Source organism: Flavobacterium sp. KH_035 (assembly GCF_057839565.1).
The window spans coordinates 499,352-518,149 of the sequence record NZ_CM174492.1; the positions used below are offsets into that span (position 1 = coordinate 499,352).

Here is an 18,798-nt window from a genome sequence, read left to right on the forward strand (position 1 = left end):
CTTACAACGATGAACACAAATTTTTTCAATCAGATAGCACAGTTGAATTTTACAGGTAATCTACAACTGACAATAGCAAAAGGGACAGAAAATAAAATTATAGTATCGATAATGCTCCAAAATGATGGGTGCGCAGATACTGCAAAGAATATCATACCGCCCCTTAATCTTCGGGGAACAGCCGAAGAACTTGACAACGGTTTTTTTGAGAAGATAACCACGCCTATACAGACTGCATCAGGCTTGATGGTAGACATGGAAGGCTTTATGAAGCAAGTGGAAGAAGCCAAAAAGCAATCCACAATGGAGAAAGAAAAACAAGACAGATACAAGAAAGAACAGGAAGGCAAAGACAAGAAGTTTAAGGACGCAATGGCAAAGGCGGACGAACTTGAAAAAGAAGGCAGATTCCGTGAAGCATGGATGAAAGTTCCCGAGATGGCAGAGTTTCCCGACAAGGCTGATGAGATACGCAGACGTAAAACGTCATTGTCTGACAAGTTTTCTGCACCGAGCCTTTTCGGGGGAATTGAAGAAGCAAAACCCGAACCGTCTCTAGAGGGACTGTATCCCGATTACTCAGCAAAGGACACAGAACAGGAAATAGAATTCGAAAACGAGAACCAGCAGGAGTATTAACACCAAAATCAGAAACTATGTTATTAGCAACGCAATTAGAACGAGTGTTTATAATCAGAGACAAAGGACAGGACATCAGACTGACAGACCCCGAACCACGTTGGAACTTGGAAGCCGTAATGAATTTTTACGCCAGTACGTACCCGATTTTGACAACGGCAAAAGTATCTGCACCGCAGATAAAAGACGATGCCGTAGAGTACAAATTTGAAAGTGTAATGGGTACGAAAGGTTAAACAAAAAATAGTAAAACGATGAATTATGCAACACAACATCATATCGGGAGTTATCAGACTGCCCCAGCAGAAACGACAAGAGCAGTTGCACCGACAGCTCAGCGGGTTCGCCAATTGGATGCAGAGACCCAAAGATGCAAACGAGGTGCGCAAAGACAAACAGAAATCCGTACCGACAGCCATGTTGCCAATGGTTTTCTAAAGTGCCGTTTTCTACCCAAACTGAAAACGGTACAATCTGTACAGGCTCGTAAGAAAACGGTAAAAATGCAGAGGGATTTCTACATGTCCCTTTGCAAACTTGCAAAGCATTACGATATTGAACCAATGCAGACACAGTTTTACAGTTATCCCTATAATTTGGCATTGGCGATGTGGGATATGGAAACCAAATTAAAACGTACCCATACCAATTGGGATAGTTTCAAATTGGTACAGGACAGCAAAAAAAACTTCTTTATTAGTGAGGAACGATACAATACAAGAACCACCTTGTATTATATCCCCATAGTTCCGCTCTTTAAAATGCTCCACGACCCAAAGCGGAAAAAGACAGCACAGTTACTTATTTCGGTTTGCAGTTATCTGTACCATATAGCCGATATTCCGTATTACAGACAAGAAAGCACCTATTTGTATGGGATGTATGAAATGATGGCAGACTGGGTAGAACAAGACGATGAAACGGACGAAACCGAAAGCTGTAAAAGTGAGTTAAGGCAAGCCGAACAGATTGGCGATAAGATAGAACAGAAATTATTCAATCGTATCAATTTACTACTTTTTGAACAGCGTTTAAACAACTTCAAAAGCCATGATGCTTTTGACCAGGAATGCAGGGAGATGGCGTGCAATGCCTTTGCGCTTTTTACGGAATATCCCACAGCAGGCATTTTTCGAAATGCACCCATTTCTGAAGAAGATCCCGATAATGATGACTTTGATAATGAAACCATCGGAATGGAAAAGTACATCTCCTTTATTGCCGATACAAAAGGCTGGCTCTACGAAAGCCTTTCCGAGAGTATCAACAATGAATTTAATGAGTACGGAGCAATGGAAGAACCCGTCATTAGCAAATCCTTTGATGGAAGTGAAATAACAACAGGAAGCCTTGATTTTGAGAACCGCCTGTTTGCACTATTGAACGATTTATGCGGTTTACTATATGAATATAAAACTGAATCAAAATGAACAATTTAAACGATATAACCGAGAATTTCGAAACATTATACATCCCGAAATCAGCATTGGTCTTCTATGAAACCAAAGCAATACAAAGCGATATGTATGTCGAACATTTTGATATGGACAAATACGGAAATCCGATAAATGCACACCCACTTACGGTAAAGGAAGCCAGTGTATTAGCCAAGGCTTTACATACAGATGAAGAAAAAAGCAAAGCTTTTTTAAAGCCAAAGGGAATCTTACCGACAAGCATTCTGCATATCAACCCGAGTGAAAAAGGCACAGTGATTTGGTACACCAAATCTCAGCAAAGGCAGATGTATTTTGTCAATGGTTTGGGCATCCCTAACGGCAAGGCTCAAGTACCGCCAATGGTCTGGTCTGCCAATAAAAACAGCCTTTCTGTTTTTGCTTTGCTTAGCGGGAGAAGACCCACAGAAAAAACGCCATTGTATTATGCCCCTTTTTTCAATATCTATGAAAACGGCAGTGTATGTATGGGAACGGTAAATGTTGATATTCAAAATTCGGCTTCAGTAGAGGAATTTATCTGCGCTTGGGAAAGTTATTTTTTTAACAGCTATTTCAGTCATTTATTGGGAAACTACAATCCGATGAAAGGAAATTGTGTAAACCTTTGGAAAGACCTAATTGATATAGATAAATCCTTTCCGAAAGAAGTATTAAAGCCTAATAATAACACACTTAAAAATCTACTGAGATGAACACCGAAAAAACAAAAGTCCATTTTATGGACAACAATTTGATTAATCCCACCAATCCGATTAGCGTAAACCTTATCGGAGCAGGCGGTACAGGCTCAAAAGTATTAACCGCCCTAATGGAAATGAACCACAGTTTAATTGAACTCGGACACGCAGGTCTGCAAGTCCGCCTTTGGGATGATGACAGTATCACGAGTGCCAATTTAGGCAGACAGCGTTTTGCGCAGAGCGAAATAGGATTGTACAAATCCGTTTCTTTAATCAATCGTGTCAACCGCTGGTCAGGGACAAATTGGAAAGCCGAAACGGTAAAATTTGAAAAAGACAAATTTGGCAGACTGCCCGAAAAAGCAAAGGCAATTATTACTATTACTTGTGTGGACAACGTGCAGGCAAGGTTTGGAGTTGCTGAAATTCTGAAAGATATCAGCACCTGCAGAAATTACAGCGATACGCCAAAATATTGGCTTGACTTTGGCAACAGCCAGCACACAGGACAGGTACTGCTTTCTACCATAGCAGAGATAAAGCAACCCAGTTCAGAGAAATACCAAACGGAGGCAAGCCTGCCAATGGTTACCGATGAATTTGCAGAACTGCTCCAACAGTCCGAAGAACAGGACGATACGCCAAGCTGTAGTTTGTCCGAAGCATTGGAAAAACAGGATTTGTTCATTAACTCCTCTTTGGCGCAGATGGGATGCTCATTGCTCTGGGGTTTGTTTCGCAACGGAATGACCCAGTACAGGGGCTTTTTTCTTAACCTGAAGGATTTTCGCTCACAGCCCATAAAAGTAGACTGAAAACCAATTTTCGGCGGCAAAAAGACAGACCCTTCCGATGGTCGGGACAGTCTTTTTGCATAAAATCGGGACATCCACATTGGTAAAATGTACCTTACCGTATTTCTTCTATTGACATTTTACCAAAGCGGTTGTGTGTTTTTTGTTAGGGACACACATCCCTAAAATACATTTTTGACTTCTTTTCTTTCCACATTAGCGGTCAAAGAAAAGAAGCAAAAGAAGACCGCAATTTTGGACAGCTTTTATAAATTGTTGCCACTATTTAATTGGTACTGTTTTCCAAACAGAAAAGCCTTTAAAAAGATGTTCAATGTTTTCAAACTCAATAAATGCGATCAGTTCATTTTTACACTTCCCTTTGAATCCCCTTAAACACTGGAAATCCTTCAGGGGGATACCCGCAAGTTCTCCTATGGTACTGATCCCTAAAGATTCGATTATATTATACATTCTCTTGCTAAAAGGGAAATGGCTGTCATACAGCAATTTATTCAAGTCAGTGTCAGGTGTAATTCTTCTTTTTTTAATCCGCCCTGTCTCATATTCAAAATCATGTTTTAGCTGCTCTAATTTTTCCTTATAGAAATCTATATCAGCAAGCACCTCAGTAACACTCTTCACTTTCTCAAATGTCCTTTCGTACATCCTGCGGACGCTCTCGCCATTGATCCCGTAATTATCTCCTACTTCGGTAAGAGTCTTTTTTTCTATCAAAAGCTTTTGGAGTATATCATGTTCCTTTTCAGAAAGTACTTTTTTGGATATTTCGATATAAAATCTATTAGTGCGGTCTATCAGCGGGTTAGTTAACATTATTGGTAAGATTATAATTAAGTGCCGTCACAATTACATATAGTGCAGAACATTACATTTACAAAGAGTAATTCTGTATTAGTGCAAATTACTGTTTTCTGCTAAATAGCTTACGGCAGTTTGACTTATTGTCTCACTAAAATAATATCCCCCTTCATGAAGTTTGATTACAGCTGTTTTAAGTTTTTCAGCAGCGGATCCTTTAAGTACATATCCCTTAACGCCCAGACTAAGCATTTCCCTTATACTTCTCTTATTGTCAAGACTACTGAAGACCAATATCTTGATTCCGGGGTATCTCTCTGCCAATTCCTTAGCGGTTTGATAGCCATCCATAACGGGCATGTTAATATCCAAAATACAAATGTCCGGCAGTACTTCCAGCATCTGCAGACTCTCTATAGCCAGCTGACCATTGGAAGCTTCAAGCACCACTTTAAAATTACTGTACTGTAAAAAATTTTGAAGGGATACCCGAAGCCCTGAATGGTCCTCAATTATACTAATAGTAATCTGTTTTTCTTTTTCCATTATTCCTTTTTAATGTTGAACAAATTATAGAAAATAATGACTGATAATTTGAATAAAAGGCCCCTACAAATTACCTGCCGATAACGCAAATATGTTCCTTAAGTTTAGGCGGCATGAACACCATTATAAAAATATGGCGCAGACCACTACACTTATCGGAAACTGAGGTACTGGTATACCCGACCACGAATAAGCGAGCGCCCACGCCAATGGCATGAGCGTCCTTACTTATTTGTCTCGCAGTCTTTAAAAATTACCAGTTTTCAGTTACCGAGTCCTAAGCAAAAACACTATAAGAGTTTTTCTATATTTTGGGCAAATATAGTAACGTTTGTGCAGTAATCCAATGTTTATCTTGCGGAATACCAGAACAGACTGTAAATAAAACAACCCGGAGATCGGATCCGGGTTGTGCTTAAAATATGAAATTTTACTGCTGGCATAAATTAATACGGTAATGCTAATCGCTGCTGTTAAATTCAAAACTCAACTGTTTTTCGTTTCCAAAATTATCCGAAATCCATACTTCAAAGGACTGGGAAACGGTAGAATTTGAAGTGTAATACAACCTGAATTGCCCTGCTGGTATCCCATATAAATCATTGGGCTGGTAAGGTGGTTCATTGTAATACTGCAACGTACCCTGACCGTCAAATTGAAAGTAGCGAATGAAATACTGCGTATTGTTAAAATTACCTGTCCGCTCAATTGTTAACCTTATTTCTACGGTATTTCCATTTACAATTTCTTTAGGTACTGGCATCACCTTTACCTCAAAAGGGAAGTCATTCTGTATTTCCAGTTCGTCCTTATTACAGGATAAGAATATAACAGTGCTTATCAGGACTGCAAGCCATAGCGGCAGTAATGCTATTCTGAACTTATTAAAAAATGCTGTCATCGTTTTTGTTTTAAAAATTAAACCTTAATCCCACACCTGCCGATGGTCGGAACTGTTCCAGATCCGTACCCCATAGGACTTTTGTTCTGCCTTGAAGGATTATCACTAATCGGTCAGACAGGTAGGTTTCAATAGTCAAACGCCCACCAGCTCCGTAGATGAAATTATCCTCGTTTAGTATTTTCGCCCCATCATATAATAAATCATCGCCTCGGTTGATACTTTCGTAGCCGGCTACACCTGTTATAGCTGCATTAAGGGTAACGTTCTTGAGGGCATTACCAAGGAGGAACAAACTATAACCACCCTCAGCGGTGTAGGTTTCCTGAGGTATGCGGAGGTCTTTATAGTCGTAGTATTGGTGCGTATATTCCAATGCCAAAATCTGATAATTGCCGTTTTTTCCGTTAACGGTCATTCCAATATTGATGAAGTAATCATTGCCGATTTTATCATCGGACAAAATTCCGACATTTACCTCCAGTCCTTTTTGTTTAGGCAGCATTCTTTGTGCCTTTGCCATTGTGATGCTTATCAAAACGAGTATCACGGTATAGATATATTTTTTCATTTTATATTGTTTTTTAATGGATTACTAAAACTTCAAATGCATATCATTAATCAGTCGGGCTCTTATCAAATCCGAATTTTCCACCTGAAGTACCTGATGCCTGCCGCCATTTTTCTCGAAAATTTCGATCTGCAGGATCTTGTCATCGGCAATGGTAAACTGGTCTAAAAGGAATACATTTTGCTCCGTTGATTTTCCGCTAATTGCGTCTAATGGCTTATAAATGCGTAACGGTATCATCGGGCGTTCCTGCACTACGGTACGCTTGGCTACCTTTTTATCGACAACTTTGAAATTGACAAAGTCGATCTGAAACGGCACATTAGTACGGTTTCCAAGTTCCGTATGGAAGTAGTATTTACCGTTGTGGATGTAAATTCCTTTCAGTATAAATTGGATCCCAAAGCTTTTAGCCCCAATATGCTTTACGATACGCTTGTCGTTTTTGTAAATGGTTTCCAAAAGCAAACCCGCCAATGACGGAGAATTGCTGCCCAATTCTTCAAAAAGCACATCGTTTCCGTTGGCTTTATCCAATGTTTTCTGCATGGTTAGCAGGTCATAACTTATTGCTTCCGGGAAGGAACTGTAATGCACATTGAAGCTGTAAAAACGTCCGTCATTTGTAATGACCGAAAAGTTCGTTTCGGGCTCAAATTCCCTTACCGATGCTTTTACACGCAATACGTTTTCTGCATCATCTGCTTTTCCGGCAATCAGGTACTCACTACCCAAGTCTACATAGCGGATGGCAGTCGGGAAAATCAAATGTGAAGTTTTATCATAGGTAACTTCCATTTTGTAAGGTTCTATCTTGCCCAATGCAAGCGGAGTTTTAGATTTTGCACTATCCTGTGCAAAAGAGTTTACGGCCAGGCCAATGGTCAGGGCTAATGCCCTAAAGGTTTTAAAAATATTTTTCATTGTTTTATTTATTTGAATTCAACATTATTGCTTGGAAACAAGGAAGACCTGATGTCCTGCCTTTATAGTAACTTTTGGTGTGCGAACCTTTTTGGCGAAATAACCTGAAATACCCTGTACCACACCACGGCTAAGGTCAGCGGCAACCTGCTGTCCGGCAGATTGTGTAAGCATCAGGCTTGTTCCTGACTGCTGGCTCATATTGCCGGCCATTTCTGTAAGAGCATTCATCTCGGGAGAGTACGGAACATACAAGCCCTGCTGTCCGTCCAGATCGTAAATGGTAATCTCAACGGGAATGATATTGCCATCCAATTCAACAGAGGTTACTTTTAGCTGTAAACGACCACTCTGGTATTTAGCATTCGCCGTCACAATAGTCCCTTTTGGAATAGTACGACTGGGCGTTTGGGCAGTTTCAAGCAGACGTAATCGAACTCCTGTCTCGCCAATAACTGTTTGCGTTTCGTCTACGCAGGCTTTTATACTGTTTTTGGGCTGTACCAATTGCTGGGTAGAACCTGCTGTATAAAATCTTCTGTTTCTTGTTTCGCTCCAATTGGCTAAAAAAGTACTGTCTGAAGGCTCACGGTATAAGGCCGATGCAATATTTTTTTTGGCTGAAGTGAACGATACAAAATGTTCTTTTTGCGTGGAGATCTTTGGAGATGCCGCTTCATCCTTGGCAGGCACAACTTCCGGTGAATTGGCACCTGTCGGAAGATACTTCGCCGCCATCTGATAGGACTTTTCCATCAATTCCAATTGGTCGTCTACGGTTGCCGTTTTAGGCATATCCTTTTCTGCCAGCTGTTCTTTCAAATCGTCCAATTGCCTGCGGAGTTCCATCGTTTCACGATTGTCATCCTGATAAAAAGAACCTAATGCAGCTTGTGCGCTCCGGTAGCTGTTAAATGTCGGATTGCTGTCTTCACCAGATTTTTTAGTATCATAGTTCTCCTGCTCATCAATCGACTGATCTGCTGTGTCTTCTGTGTCTTCTGTGTCTTCTGTGTTATCGGTATTCCAATAATCAGAAAGTGTCGTCAGTGCACTGCGTTTTTCTGCATCCTTCTGTTCCAGCATTTCCTGTTCATAAGCCTTTTGCTTATCTGCCTGCATTCCAGCTTCGGTAGCCTCGGGAACCACATCGTTAATACCGATGTTCTCAATTTCCTTCTTGTCTTCTGACGGTTTAAAGATGAGGTACATACAACCAACGAAAACAATACCCATCAAGCAAAATATTAATGGCTTTTTCAATTTATCGGCTTTATTCTGCGTACTGTCTTGCAGTACCTCAGGGGTTGTCGCCGGGTTTCCTTCCGTAACCCGAACAACCGTCTTTTTGTTCTCATTTTCTTTCATAAATCCTATTTTTTAAAATTGTTGATAATGTGTCCTGCAAGACTGCAGGAATTTCTTTCTTTTTCAGTACAGGGTTTTCAATTTGCCCAATGACCATATTGTTATCTGGCTTTCCGGCATCATACCATACTTTAAATAGTACTCCTGCTGTGAGAATTAGGTAAGCGGCGAAAAAGTACATCATGTATTTATGCTGTATCCTAATGGGCAATGCCCGCCATCGTTCATCCAGCCTATGAAACCAATTGTCCATATTTGCTCTTAATTTTTTCATACTTCTCATTTTTTAAGCTGTTACATTCTAAATCCTCTTTTTTGGGAAGAAAGCTGTTCATTAAGTTTTTCGGACACTTGGTCAATAGCTTCTTCCAGTGTAGGAACTAACCTCGTGGTAAGATTTGTCAGTTCAGATTTTTTCAGTGAATGTCCATACTGGTCGGTTCTTTCAATATTCATTTTTTCTACATCGAAAAGACCGTCTTCATGCTTTACCCACATATAACACTCAACCTTTGGCTTATCCTCACCATTCCATTGCAGGTAAGTTTTCAGCATAAGGATGTTGTGTAGCCTTGGTTTATCCATTCCTTTATCACAAGCTTCCAAAAACCTGCTGATGCTGTCTTTTATTTTGTCTCCATAGGAGGCTTGTGTTTGGAAGTAGCCATCGTAACCCTTATCGATTATGGCTTTTGTGAATGTGTCTAAATCGAGTAACTGTTTCATAATCTTGATTTTTAGCGTTCGATGATCTCTATATCCTTGTTTTCTAGTACTGCAAACTTTTCAATATTAAAACCTTGCGGATTGTTGTCTGAACGAACGGAGTTTACGAGATAACAGGAACTAATAAGGCTGCGTTTTGTCACATTGCTCGAACGGATGATAAACTGTTTGGCATAGGTACGGGCGGTGTAGGGATAGGTCTCGAAGTTGCAGGACACACTATCTATTTCGATGCGCTGCTGCACATTACCCGATATAATACGGTTGTAATACCCTTTTTCCGAAAGGTCCTTATAATAATCAAAGGCACTTTTATCAGCAAGATTGAAAGCTCTTTTCATATTGCTCTCAATGGCATTTTTGTCGGGGGCGAGCGTAAAAAACAGTTCGTGAAAACGTCTGACGTGTTCCCGTGCTTCTACCGGACGGTTGATCGATGCATCCTGCGCGAGTGCCAGCATGAGTGATTTGCCATTGTCCAATACATAGATTTTCTGCCGTTGCTGTTCTGCAAAACGGTAGGAATGCCATACGGCATATCCTGTGACACCTGCACAGAGCACGGCAAACACAATGGCATACAAGCGTATCTGGCTGAAACTATTTTCGATATTTCTTAGCGTTTTAAATTCCATTTTCTTCTGTGATTAATTATTTTTGTTTATCAGCCTGCCACCGATATTTCCTACTGCGGAACCCGTTCCGGCTCCGGCAATATTTCCGGTTTTCATCGCCGTTTGGTTAACATTACGGGCAAAGTTGTTTGCTCCTCCTGCCTGAATAATCCAGCCTGTTACCGTCGGAATGGTGAAGTAGCCCACAATACCTATAATCATAAAGATTATATAAACGGTGTTTGAAGTATCAGGGATGAATGTCGGATCGGCAAGCATTTCAATGTCCCTCTCAATAATCAGGGATTGTATTTTAGCTAGCATCGAGCTGAACAAATCTGCTACCGGAAGCCATAAATACACACTAACGTATCGGGAAAGCCACTGTGTGAGTGTGGACTGAAATCCATCCCAGACTGATATGGCAAAGGCTATCGGACCGAGTATGGAAAGGACAATCAGAAAAAAGGTCCGAATAGTGTCAATGACAAGTGCCGCGGCCTGAAAGAGTATTTCCAGCAGATTGCGAAACCATTCCTTTATGGCTTTCTCTATCTTATAAGCTTCTCTGTCCATATACATTCCTGCCATTGTGCCTACATCGGCGGGCGACCAGCCCAATTCATCGAGTTTTTTGTCAAACTCTTCATTCGACACCATATAAGCAGTTTCCGGATTACGGATCATTGCTTCGTGGTCGAGCTGGTCTTTTTTTAACTGTAACTCGTTCAGGTCAAGTACCTGGTCTTCGAGGATGGAGTGGGTTCCTGTAACCACAGGGCTTAAAACCGAATTGATACTTCCCAATACCATTGTCGGGAAAAACATAATACACAGTCCCAAGGCAAACGGACGCAGGAGCGGAAACACATCGATTGGTTCGGCCCGGCTGAGAGCCTGCCAAACCTTTAGTGCCACATAGAATAAAGCACCCAGCCCGGCAAGGCCTTTGGCCACTGCCGCCATATCGGCGGACAGCGGGAGCATCTCATCATACAAGGAGCGAAGGACATGGTGAAGGTTATTAAATTCCATAGCTTACCAATATTTTTGATTTGAAGTTCCATAGAGTTCAAGCACTCTTTTGGTATTGTTCTGCTTCTTTGCCCTTAGAATGCTTACCGAAATATTCTTACTGGTGTAGTAGCGCACAAGGCTGTGGTATTCTTTGACTTCTTTGTACACACGATCAATAATATCCATACGCTCTTTGTCATTCAGGGACAGGCTGGAGGAATTTACAATCTGTTTGAGTTCTTTCAGCAGCTCGGTACTCTCACCCAGAAGAGCCGAATAGCCATTAGCAATAGCTGCCAATTCCTGGGCAGAAAAATTGGGGTCATTCATCATTTTGCCAAAATTCTTTACATACATTTCCGATACATCACCTACCAGCAGTACAGTCTGCTGTACTTTGCGTGCATCTTTGACCAGATTGTTTACCGACTGGAGTTTGTCGTAGTATTCCTTGCCCTGTTTGTACACTTTTTCTACTTCCTTGAAATTTTTTACGACATTGGACACCGTGTTAGAGGTCTGCACTATTTCATTGGCACTGTTGAGAATACCCGATGCCAAATTGGCCGGATCGGTTACTACAAATTGAGCTTTTACGGACTGTGCACCGGCAAGGATAAGCGCCGTATACACCATAAATAATATTTTTTTCATTGTTCTTCTATTTTTAAATTAGTAATCATTGTTGATTTTCTTTCGCGCGTCGCCTCATGGCGATGTGCTTAATGGCCAGTTCTACATTGCCGTCCAGTTCTGCCGCAAGCTGCATCACTTCCAGTTTTTCGGTTTCTTCGGTGGTATAGGCGAGATATTCCTCGCCGGAAACTTCTGTAGCATATACCACAGAGTGTGTTCCGCCAAGTCCAATCCATACTTCCTTGTAGAACCGTGAGGGATCGTTGTTCATATTGATGGAAAGTACCTGCGCTTTTTCCTTATCGGTCAGACCAAGCATTGCTTGTATATCATCAAACTTGTTCATGTACTTGCGCTGGTCAAGCAGGATCTTACAGTCACTATTATTGATGATACTTTCTTTTACAATTGGCGATTGGATGATGTCATCCACTTCCTGCGTGACTACGATAGCTTCCCCAAAAAATTTACGGACAGTCTTGAAAAGATACTTTATGTAATTTGCCATTCCTTCCTTGGCGATGGCTTTCCAAGCCTCTTCAATCAGTATCAACTTACGGATACCTTTGAGCCTTCTCATCTTATTGATAAAGACTTCCATAATAATGATGGTCACGATTGGAAAGAGGATTTTATGATCTTTAATGGCATCAATCTCAAAAACGATGAAGCGTTTGGAAAGCAGGTCTAACTGCTTATCGGAATTGAGCAGATAGTCGTATTCGCCTCCTTTGTAGTATGGCTCCAAAACATTAAGGAAATTGGCGATATCAAAGTCTTTTTCCCTGACCTGTTTTCCTTCCAGCACCTTGCGGTAATCACCCTGCACATATTCGTAAAATCCATTGAATGAAGGATATGCCTCATTGTGCTTGATGCGTTCGATATAGCCGCTGACGGCATTGGACAATGCCACTTCTTCAGATCTTGTAGGCGGCTCATCATCACGTTTCCAGAGCGTCAGTATCAAAGTCTTGACACTTTCACGCTTCTCAATATCGAACACGCCATCATCGGTATAGAAAGGATTAAAAGCAATAGGGTTGTCTTCCGTATAAGTAAAATACACGCCATCTTCGCCTTTGGTTTTTCCTTTGATGAGTTCGCACAATCCCTGATAACTGTTTCCGGTATCTACCAGTAGCACGTGTGCTCCCTGCTCATAATATTGCCTAACCATATGATTGGTAAAGAAAGATTTCCCGCTACCCGAAGGACCCAATATGAATTTGTTACGATTGGTAATAATTCCTTTTTTCATCGGCAAATCAGAAATATCCAGATGGATGGGTTTGCCTGTGAGCCTGTCTGCCATCTTGATACCGAAGGGCGATGGCGAATTGTGGTAATTCGTTTCTTCCGTGAAGAAGCACAAAGCAGGTTCAATGAAGGTGTAAAAACTTTCCTCGCTTGGAAAATCTCCGGCATTGCCCGGCATTCCTGCCCAATACAGCGTAGCGGTATCGGTGGTATTGTGTCGTGGCTTGCATTCCATTAGCGCCAATGCACTACCGCAATCGTTCTTTAGCTGTTTGAGTTCCCCCGGATCATCCGACCATGCCATAATGTTGAAGTGTGCCCTGATGGAAGAAAGACCTAATGAATGTGCTTCGTTCAGGTATTTTTCTATCCATTCCTTGTTGATCTGGTTGGCACGGCTGTAACGAGCCAAAGAGTACATATTTCTGGATGATTTCTCAAACTTCTGAAGGCTCTCTTCGCTGTTATCCAAAAACAGGTATTGGTTGTAAATGTGATTGCAGCTCAGCAAGAGCCCAACAGGTGCAGCAAATGACAGCCTGCAGTCGCTTCGGTCTGTAGAAAGTTTTTCATAACGGGTATCTGCCGAAACGGTTCCGGGCAGGTCGTCCGTATCGGACAAGGTATGTAGTGATAACCTTTTATTTCCTATACGAACTTCCTCAGTCCCGAGTGCGATATCCTGCATTGGTGTCCCAGCTTCTCCTGACAGGGTTAGGTACTGTTCCAATAATCCCTGTTTTCCTTTCGCACCAACAATGTCTTCTTCGCTCAGGCGGCTCAGCTTGATAAATCCGCAGTCGTTAATGATACGCTCAAACTGGGCAACGGCTTCCATAAAGCGATGGATTGCTTCCTTATCCCTGATTTCCTTTGGTATGAGTGAACCTTTGCATAGCGAAGAGAAATTACTTTGCATGCGCATCCTTTCCTTGGTGGTCTTGGTCAGGAATAGGTAGCAGTAATGGTTCAGGAACGGACGCTCATTAAAATGACGCTGATAGGATTTCGCCAAAAAACTTTGGTCATCCTTTGCCAAATCAGGGGCGTAGTTTTCCTTGATATACCAATCCTGTTTGTGGATTACCGTAAAGTCAGGCAAAGTCTTGATAGCCTTATGCCAGGCGGAATGAATGGCTTCATATTCCGCAGATGCAACTGTAAAGAGTTCCGGCAAACGCACTTCAAAACAAGCCGTGATATCCGCATCCTTTGACAGGATGCAATTGTTCTCTACTGCCAACAGTGGAAATTTACTTTCCAGCGTTGTTGTCTTTGCTGTGTTTCTCATAAGGCATCGGGTTTAGAAGTGATTCTTAGATAGCGATGTACAGGCTTGCGGCAGATGATGTAGCGGGGATGTCTTTTTTTCGCACCCACTTTCATGAGTCCGTGTTCTCCATACTTTTTGTTCAGGGAAAAGGTCTGCCATACGATTAGTGAAGCACCGCCAGCTCCCAGAAACAAACAGATATAAGAATTGACCCCAGCCATGTAAAGTATCATGACCAGGATAAGTGTCCCTAGAAGTCCGCCTGCGAAGATGAACAGGTATTGTGCTTTCAAACCTTTAAACTCGACCGTTCTTCCGATGCCTTTGTTGATATTGTAATTGTTCATATATCAGTTTTAAAGGAAGAAGGAACGCAAGATGGTAGCCGCTACGATCAGGAAGATACAGGCCCCAAACCAGCTTGCAGCGGTTTTGCTCGTATCGGGATCTCCGCTGCTGAATTTGTTGTACACTTTTACACCGCCGATAAGACCGACTACAGCCCCGATGGCATAGATAAGCTGTGTGGCGGGGTCGAAATAAGAAGTTACCATTTGGGTTGCTTCGTTGATGCCCGCCGTACCATTTCCCTGGGCAAGTGCTCCGAAACCTGCCAGCATTGCCACTGCTGTCGGCAGGATTTTTTTTCTTTGTTTTTTCATGATTAAACCGAGTTAAATTTCTCATTTATACCTGCGCCTTGCAGGTTATCGGGACAAATATCTTATGGAAATCAAGTCGTTGTAACAAATTGGCAGTCAGTGGAATTACTTGGCTATCAGTGGCATTATTGTGAGTGTTTGAGCATAAAAAAACGTCAAACATTTTATGTTTGACGTTTGAAAGTTTGGAATTACAGAATTATATTCTTCGGCCTTTATTTGTTTTGGCTGGATTAGATGTTTTTTTCTCAGTAGCTTTTTCCTGCTTCTTTTCTGCTTTTAGATTGCTTTTAATCAAATCAACAAGAAAAGTATTTTTCCAAGGAACATTCTTTGCCGCAAACTGCAATTTTAAACCGTTCCTTACCAGACCATGCCTAATCTCAAATCCATATTTTCTGTTCCAGCCAATTCTGTCAAGTAATCTTTCAGAGGGAAATCTGACAGCGATTAAATCTTTGGGAAGTTCTTTTATATTTAGATAATCAGGTTCCTGAAATTCGTGTGTCTTAGGATTATAAGGAATGGTGTAGGTCCTTTTTTCTAAATCGTAGTATGTTTCAATATCCGAGAATACAATACCATTGGAAAGGAAATCGTCTTTTGGACGAAGCTTATCCATTCTAATATCAACATAAAAGGTATGTCCGGCGATATCCACAGTAGGTAGCATTCCTTTGTTTACCCGCAGATCAAAAGCCTGCTGATCTACCATAAGGCCAAAATCTGATTTATCCATTATCTCGTTCACAGGATAGTTGTATTTATTCGCCATGCCGATTGGATCTAGAATAATAAATTCAGGAATCCTGACCATTGTGCTTTCATTGTGAAACATCCCTGGAAGGTTTTTATTCTTAAGGTTGTATTCAAAAGTATAGCCATCGCCGACATCACGCATATTTTCAAACGGTATAACATTTTTATGATTGGCCTTTTCAATAAGCTCAAGTTTGTTTACATCTACTATAAAGTCGGTACCTTCAATAGTAATAACCGGCAGTTCTCTTTCCATCATATACTTTATTTTTCGTTATAAAATAAAGGGGACTTATCTTTTCAGACAAAGTCCCCGATATCAAATTCACTTAAATCATTTTTCCGCAAAGTAGAAGAACCAAAATCAGTTTCAGAAAAAAGGCTGCTGTCCAATAGCTCGGCTATTTTTCGGGAAGCGTCCTCCATAGAATTCTCCAGCAGGATAAATAATTCGGTTCCCTGTATTTTCTGGACTATGAGCGCCGCTGTTTCCTTTTGGGACGGCTCCAATTTTTCCTTTTTCAGCAGCATCCCCACGGAGCTTAGTTCTTCAAAGGTAACCCCTTGAGCAAAACCGTTATTTCCACTGGATATTCTATACCTGTTCCATTCTTCTTCTTCTTCCTCCAAATCAGGCATATTTCCAAAAACGTCATCTAGTTCTTCTTGCGGAATTTGAATACCAACGTTTTCATTTTCGTTACATTCAATCTCAAAATTATAGCGATTTATCTCTTGTTCCTGTATTTGGCTTTCATTGGTAGTATTTGGCACTGAAAGGCTTCTTAAGGGCTTGGGTTGCCCCATAATATCGGGCAGGTTCGGATTGACTTTTGCCTGAGACGACTTTTGCTTTGTCTTTTTCTTGATAAGAACTTTATCCTTTACCAGCAGGACAATAATTATCAACAGGCATATTACAATAATTGTTTCCATAATTAAAGAATTGGTTTGTTGCGTTCATTGAAATAAGCTGTGATTTCTTCCCCAAATTCCCTGAAGTGATGTTCCATAATGTTGTCAATATAGGAATAGAGCGTAATTTTTTCTTCCCGTGACAATTGAACAATGCGCAGCAGACGCTCATGGTACTCAGGACGCAGATATACAACTTTTCCGCTTCGTCCTGAGGGAAAGCGATTGACCATAAACAATTTTTGAAATTGTTCTTTACCTGTCTCTTGGATTTTAATTTTTATCTTCATGGCTAGTTTATAAAATAGGTTTGTATTTCTCATTAAAACTTTTTGTAATCTGTTCTCCAAATTCCTGAAAATGATATTCCAGTACATTATTCAGATAGGCATAAATCGCGAGCTTGTCCTCACCGATAACCTGAACGATCCGGGATAATTTTTCATGAAAATCAGGTTGTATATAGACCGTTTTGCCATCTCGCGCATTGGTATGAGTCTTCTTAAAAAAAATGGCTTCATAATCGGCATCGGTTCCTCGTTTCATTCTTGTGCGCTCCTTTATCAAAGACTTTTCCTGCAGCAGCTCTGGTGAAGTTTTGTGTTCTTCCAGCGGAGGGGTTAATCCTTCCTTTTTAACGCCATCTGCCATTATATCCATCATAAGCGCCTCGTCGATCTCTGGCGTGATTTTTTTCTTGTTATCTTTTTCCATAGCATTATAATTGAACAATGTTTAAAAATTCTTCCATAAACTGATCTAACCGGCAGGCCTTCATCAAGTGTTTGTCTGGAGGCATTAAAGTGGAGCGGAAAACAGACTTTGCATCGAGTTCGCTTTCTTTTCGAAAGCGTGTGCTGTTCATGATGCTGCACTGCATAAGGCTAAATCCCAAATCATCGATAAGTTTGTTATAGATATCATATAAAGGGGAGCGTTCCCTGCCATCTACCTGATTCCAGAAAAGATTAACACTTTTAATGGACGTTTCACCTTTTTTCATAATGATATCCCGCATCAACTGTGTAAAAACAAGGGTGCTTTCCATCACAAAACGATCAGCAGTAATTGGGGTAAAAATGTGATGCATCCCTGCCAGGGCATTCAAAATGCCAGGTGTATTTACCGTACCGGGAAGATCAAAAAAGATCACGTCTATTGGAACTTTTGAGGATTCTAAAAAATCATTTGCTGCCTCCAAAACGCCTTCGGCTTTATGCTGGATAATTGGATAGGCTCTTTTGTTAATCGTGGTAAACTGCGTGTAGGCTATTCTTTTTAAAACCTCATTTTCCATGACCATTGCCAAGTCCCGGGCTTTCATTTTCATTAAGCTGAGTTGTGGAAAATCGGCATCGAATACTGCAACATTGTAACCTAAACGATAATGAAGCGTGCTGGCAGCAAGTGTTGTAAAAGTACTTTTCCCTACGCCTCCCTTTTGAGAAGAAAAGGCGATAAATACGGGTTTGTTTTTTGTTTCCATTTTTATTGTTTTTAATTATTAATACTTATGTAACTATGTAAGTAATCAGGCAGGTAAATCTTTGTCTATTCCTATACACGGGTAGTTTTGTGTCGAACTGCGTAACTCATTACATTTGTATTATCCTAATCAACTGCCTCGCTATAGTAATACCCTTTGAGATAGCACTACGCATATTGAGATATTTATTCAATTACATCTGCGTACATATAGACCAATCTGTAGGTGGGTAATCAGCAAGCTGCTTTTCTTTATACTTATAAACACAATTAGCAGCTTATCTACATTCCAATTTCAATATCTACACTGCTCTGTAGATAAATACAGAGGTAGTTCTAAAACTACCTTGCAATCCTGCTGCCTACCTGCATCTGCTTTCTTGTACAAAGGAATGTAGTTATCTATGTGCTTTTATTAATGCGACAGTCCTTGGCATTCAAAGGCTGTTTTTGGCACTGCAACACATTGCATTACTCTTATAAAGAGCACTTTACTTTGTAAAATGATTTTCACTAACATGTTTATGAAAAAGCATTATGCCATATCGGGTAAGAAAGTGAACGTCCAAAAGCCGTTTTCCCTGCTTACTTTAATCCGCCTGAAAGAGCGGATTTTCCTTTCACCAGAAAGGAGCAAGTTGTGTTTTGAGCTGCTGGAAATGAATTCCGCTGCTCAAAACAACTTGCCCCGCCGGGGGCTGGAAAACATTCTCCAAAGTCGATGTTTTATAAAATTATAATTGGAT

At 40.9% G+C, this 18,798-nt stretch carries 25 protein-coding genes; 6 read left to right on the plus strand and 19 right to left on the minus strand.

Annotated features, from left to right (window positions below; translation table 11 throughout):
* The first annotated feature begins 9 nt into the window (after nt 1-9).
* The 5 genes from AC3IS6_RS02390 to AC3IS6_RS02410 are packed head-to-tail and all read left to right on the plus strand — an operon-like array spanning nt 10 to nt 3,594.
* On the plus strand, nt 10-639 hold the full coding sequence (locus AC3IS6_RS02390) for a PRTRC system protein E (protein ID WP_489163296.1): 630 nt from the start codon (nt 10-12) through the stop codon (nt 637-639).
* Nucleotides 640-656: 17 nt separating this feature from the next.
* The gene (locus AC3IS6_RS02395) at nt 657-875 is read left to right on the plus strand and encodes a PRTRC system protein C (protein ID WP_315242529.1); all 219 of its coding nucleotides are present in this window, start codon (nt 657-659) and stop codon (nt 873-875) included.
* Nucleotides 876-893: 18 nt separating this feature from the next.
* Nucleotides 894-2,069, plus strand: a complete 1,176-nt coding sequence (locus AC3IS6_RS02400) for a hypothetical protein (RefSeq protein WP_489163299.1) — start codon at nt 894-896, stop codon at nt 2,067-2,069.
* Complete coding sequence (locus AC3IS6_RS02405; RefSeq protein ID WP_489163300.1) at nt 2,066-2,791, plus strand: PRTRC system protein B; 726 nt, start codon at nt 2,066-2,068, stop codon at nt 2,789-2,791. Before AC3IS6_RS02400 ends, AC3IS6_RS02405 begins: the two co-directional genes overlap by 4 nt.
* On the plus strand, nt 2,788-3,594 hold the full coding sequence (locus AC3IS6_RS02410) for a PRTRC system ThiF family protein (RefSeq protein WP_489163302.1): 807 nt from the start codon (nt 2,788-2,790) through the stop codon (nt 3,592-3,594). Before AC3IS6_RS02405 ends, AC3IS6_RS02410 begins: the two co-directional genes overlap by 4 nt.
* A 261-nt stretch (nt 3,595-3,855) precedes the next feature.
* Here the strand turns inward: AC3IS6_RS02410 and AC3IS6_RS02415 are convergent, their stop codons facing one another.
* From AC3IS6_RS02415 to AC3IS6_RS02505, 19 genes are all read right to left on the minus strand, one after another.
* Nucleotides 3,856-4,410, minus strand: a complete 555-nt coding sequence (locus tag AC3IS6_RS02415; RefSeq protein WP_315242537.1) for a sigma factor-like helix-turn-helix DNA-binding protein — start codon at nt 4,408-4,410, stop codon at nt 3,856-3,858.
* A gap of 78 nt (nt 4,411-4,488) precedes the next feature.
* On the minus strand, nt 4,489-4,941 hold the full coding sequence (locus tag AC3IS6_RS02420; RefSeq protein WP_489163304.1) for a response regulator: 453 nt from the start codon (nt 4,939-4,941) through the stop codon (nt 4,489-4,491).
* Nucleotides 4,942-5,401: 460 nt separating this feature from the next.
* The gene (locus AC3IS6_RS02425; RefSeq protein ID WP_489163305.1) at nt 5,402-5,842 is read right to left on the minus strand and encodes a DUF3872 domain-containing protein; all 441 of its coding nucleotides are present in this window, start codon (nt 5,840-5,842) and stop codon (nt 5,402-5,404) included.
* Nucleotides 5,843-5,852: 10 nt separating this feature from the next.
* Complete coding sequence (locus AC3IS6_RS02430; protein ID WP_489163307.1) at nt 5,853-6,413, minus strand: conjugal transfer protein TraO; 561 nt, start codon at nt 6,411-6,413, stop codon at nt 5,853-5,855.
* Between the two features lie 24 nt (nt 6,414-6,437).
* Nucleotides 6,438-7,337, minus strand: coding sequence for a conjugative transposon protein TraN (gene traN / locus AC3IS6_RS02435; RefSeq protein WP_489163309.1), 900 nt, complete (start codon nt 7,335-7,337; stop codon nt 6,438-6,440).
* A 24-nt stretch (nt 7,338-7,361) separates the two neighbouring features.
* Nucleotides 7,362-8,705 (minus strand): conjugative transposon protein TraM, encoded by a 1,344-nt coding sequence (traM, locus tag AC3IS6_RS02440; RefSeq protein ID WP_489163311.1) that lies wholly within the window; start codon nt 8,703-8,705, stop codon nt 7,362-7,364.
* A complete protein-coding gene (locus tag AC3IS6_RS02445; RefSeq protein WP_489163312.1) occupies nt 8,692-8,988 on the minus strand; it encodes a nitrogen regulatory IIA protein in 297 nt (98 codons plus the stop codon). Before AC3IS6_RS02445 ends, traM begins: the two co-directional genes overlap by 14 nt.
* An 11-nt stretch (nt 8,989-8,999) precedes the next feature.
* Entirely contained in the window at nt 9,000-9,431 is a 432-nt protein-coding gene (locus AC3IS6_RS02450; RefSeq protein WP_149207325.1) for a hypothetical protein, read from the minus strand.
* An 11-nt stretch (nt 9,432-9,442) separates the two neighbouring features.
* Nucleotides 9,443-10,066: a conjugative transposon protein TraK gene (traK, locus tag AC3IS6_RS02455; RefSeq protein WP_149207326.1), complete on the minus strand. Its 624-nt coding sequence runs from the start codon at nt 10,064-10,066 to the stop codon at nt 9,443-9,445.
* Nucleotides 10,067-10,078: 12 nt separating this feature from the next.
* Nucleotides 10,079-11,080: a conjugative transposon protein TraJ gene (gene traJ, locus AC3IS6_RS02460; RefSeq protein WP_149207327.1), complete on the minus strand. Its 1,002-nt coding sequence runs from the start codon at nt 11,078-11,080 to the stop codon at nt 10,079-10,081.
* Nucleotides 11,081-11,083: 3 nt separating this feature from the next.
* Nucleotides 11,084-11,716 carry a DUF4141 domain-containing protein gene (locus tag AC3IS6_RS02465; RefSeq protein ID WP_489163315.1) on the minus strand — a complete coding sequence of 211 codons (633 nt, stop codon included), beginning with the start codon at nt 11,714-11,716 and terminating at the stop codon, nt 11,084-11,086.
* A 25-nt stretch (nt 11,717-11,741) separates the two neighbouring features.
* Nucleotides 11,742-14,249, minus strand: coding sequence for a TraG family conjugative transposon ATPase (locus tag AC3IS6_RS02470; RefSeq protein ID WP_489163317.1), 2,508 nt, complete (start codon nt 14,247-14,249; stop codon nt 11,742-11,744).
* Nucleotides 14,246-14,578 (minus strand): DUF4133 domain-containing protein, encoded by a 333-nt coding sequence (locus AC3IS6_RS02475; RefSeq protein ID WP_149207330.1) that lies wholly within the window; start codon nt 14,576-14,578, stop codon nt 14,246-14,248. The genes AC3IS6_RS02470 and AC3IS6_RS02475 overlap by 4 nt, the downstream gene beginning before the upstream one ends.
* A gap of 9 nt (nt 14,579-14,587) precedes the next feature.
* A complete protein-coding gene (locus AC3IS6_RS02480) occupies nt 14,588-14,893 on the minus strand; it encodes a DUF4134 domain-containing protein (protein ID WP_395414085.1) in 306 nt (101 codons plus the stop codon).
* A 199-nt stretch (nt 14,894-15,092) separates the two neighbouring features.
* The gene (locus tag AC3IS6_RS02485; protein WP_489163319.1) at nt 15,093-15,911 is read right to left on the minus strand and encodes a hypothetical protein; all 819 of its coding nucleotides are present in this window, start codon (nt 15,909-15,911) and stop codon (nt 15,093-15,095) included.
* Nucleotides 15,912-15,952: 41 nt separating this feature from the next.
* The gene (locus tag AC3IS6_RS02490) at nt 15,953-16,588 is read right to left on the minus strand and encodes a conjugal transfer protein TraD (protein ID WP_489163321.1); all 636 of its coding nucleotides are present in this window, start codon (nt 16,586-16,588) and stop codon (nt 15,953-15,955) included.
* Nucleotides 16,589-16,590: 2 nt separating this feature from the next.
* Nucleotides 16,591-16,890, minus strand: a complete 300-nt coding sequence (locus AC3IS6_RS02495; RefSeq protein ID WP_254796602.1) for a DUF3408 domain-containing protein — start codon at nt 16,888-16,890, stop codon at nt 16,591-16,593.
* A complete protein-coding gene (locus AC3IS6_RS02500) occupies nt 16,865-17,281 on the minus strand; it encodes a DUF3408 domain-containing protein (protein WP_068841428.1) in 417 nt (138 codons plus the stop codon). The genes AC3IS6_RS02495 and AC3IS6_RS02500 overlap by 26 nt, the downstream gene beginning before the upstream one ends.
* Nucleotides 17,282-17,285: 4 nt before the next feature.
* Nucleotides 17,286-18,053 carry a ParA family protein gene (locus tag AC3IS6_RS02505; RefSeq protein ID WP_068840770.1) on the minus strand — a complete coding sequence of 256 codons (768 nt, stop codon included), beginning with the start codon at nt 18,051-18,053 and terminating at the stop codon, nt 17,286-17,288.
* Nucleotides 18,054-18,576: 523 nt separating this feature from the next.
* Here AC3IS6_RS02505 and AC3IS6_RS02510 point away from each other — a divergent pair.
* Nucleotides 18,577-18,792: a hypothetical protein gene (locus AC3IS6_RS02510; RefSeq protein ID WP_489163324.1), complete on the plus strand. Its 216-nt coding sequence runs from the start codon at nt 18,577-18,579 to the stop codon at nt 18,790-18,792.
* The last annotated feature ends 6 nt before the right edge of the window (nt 18,793-18,798 follow it).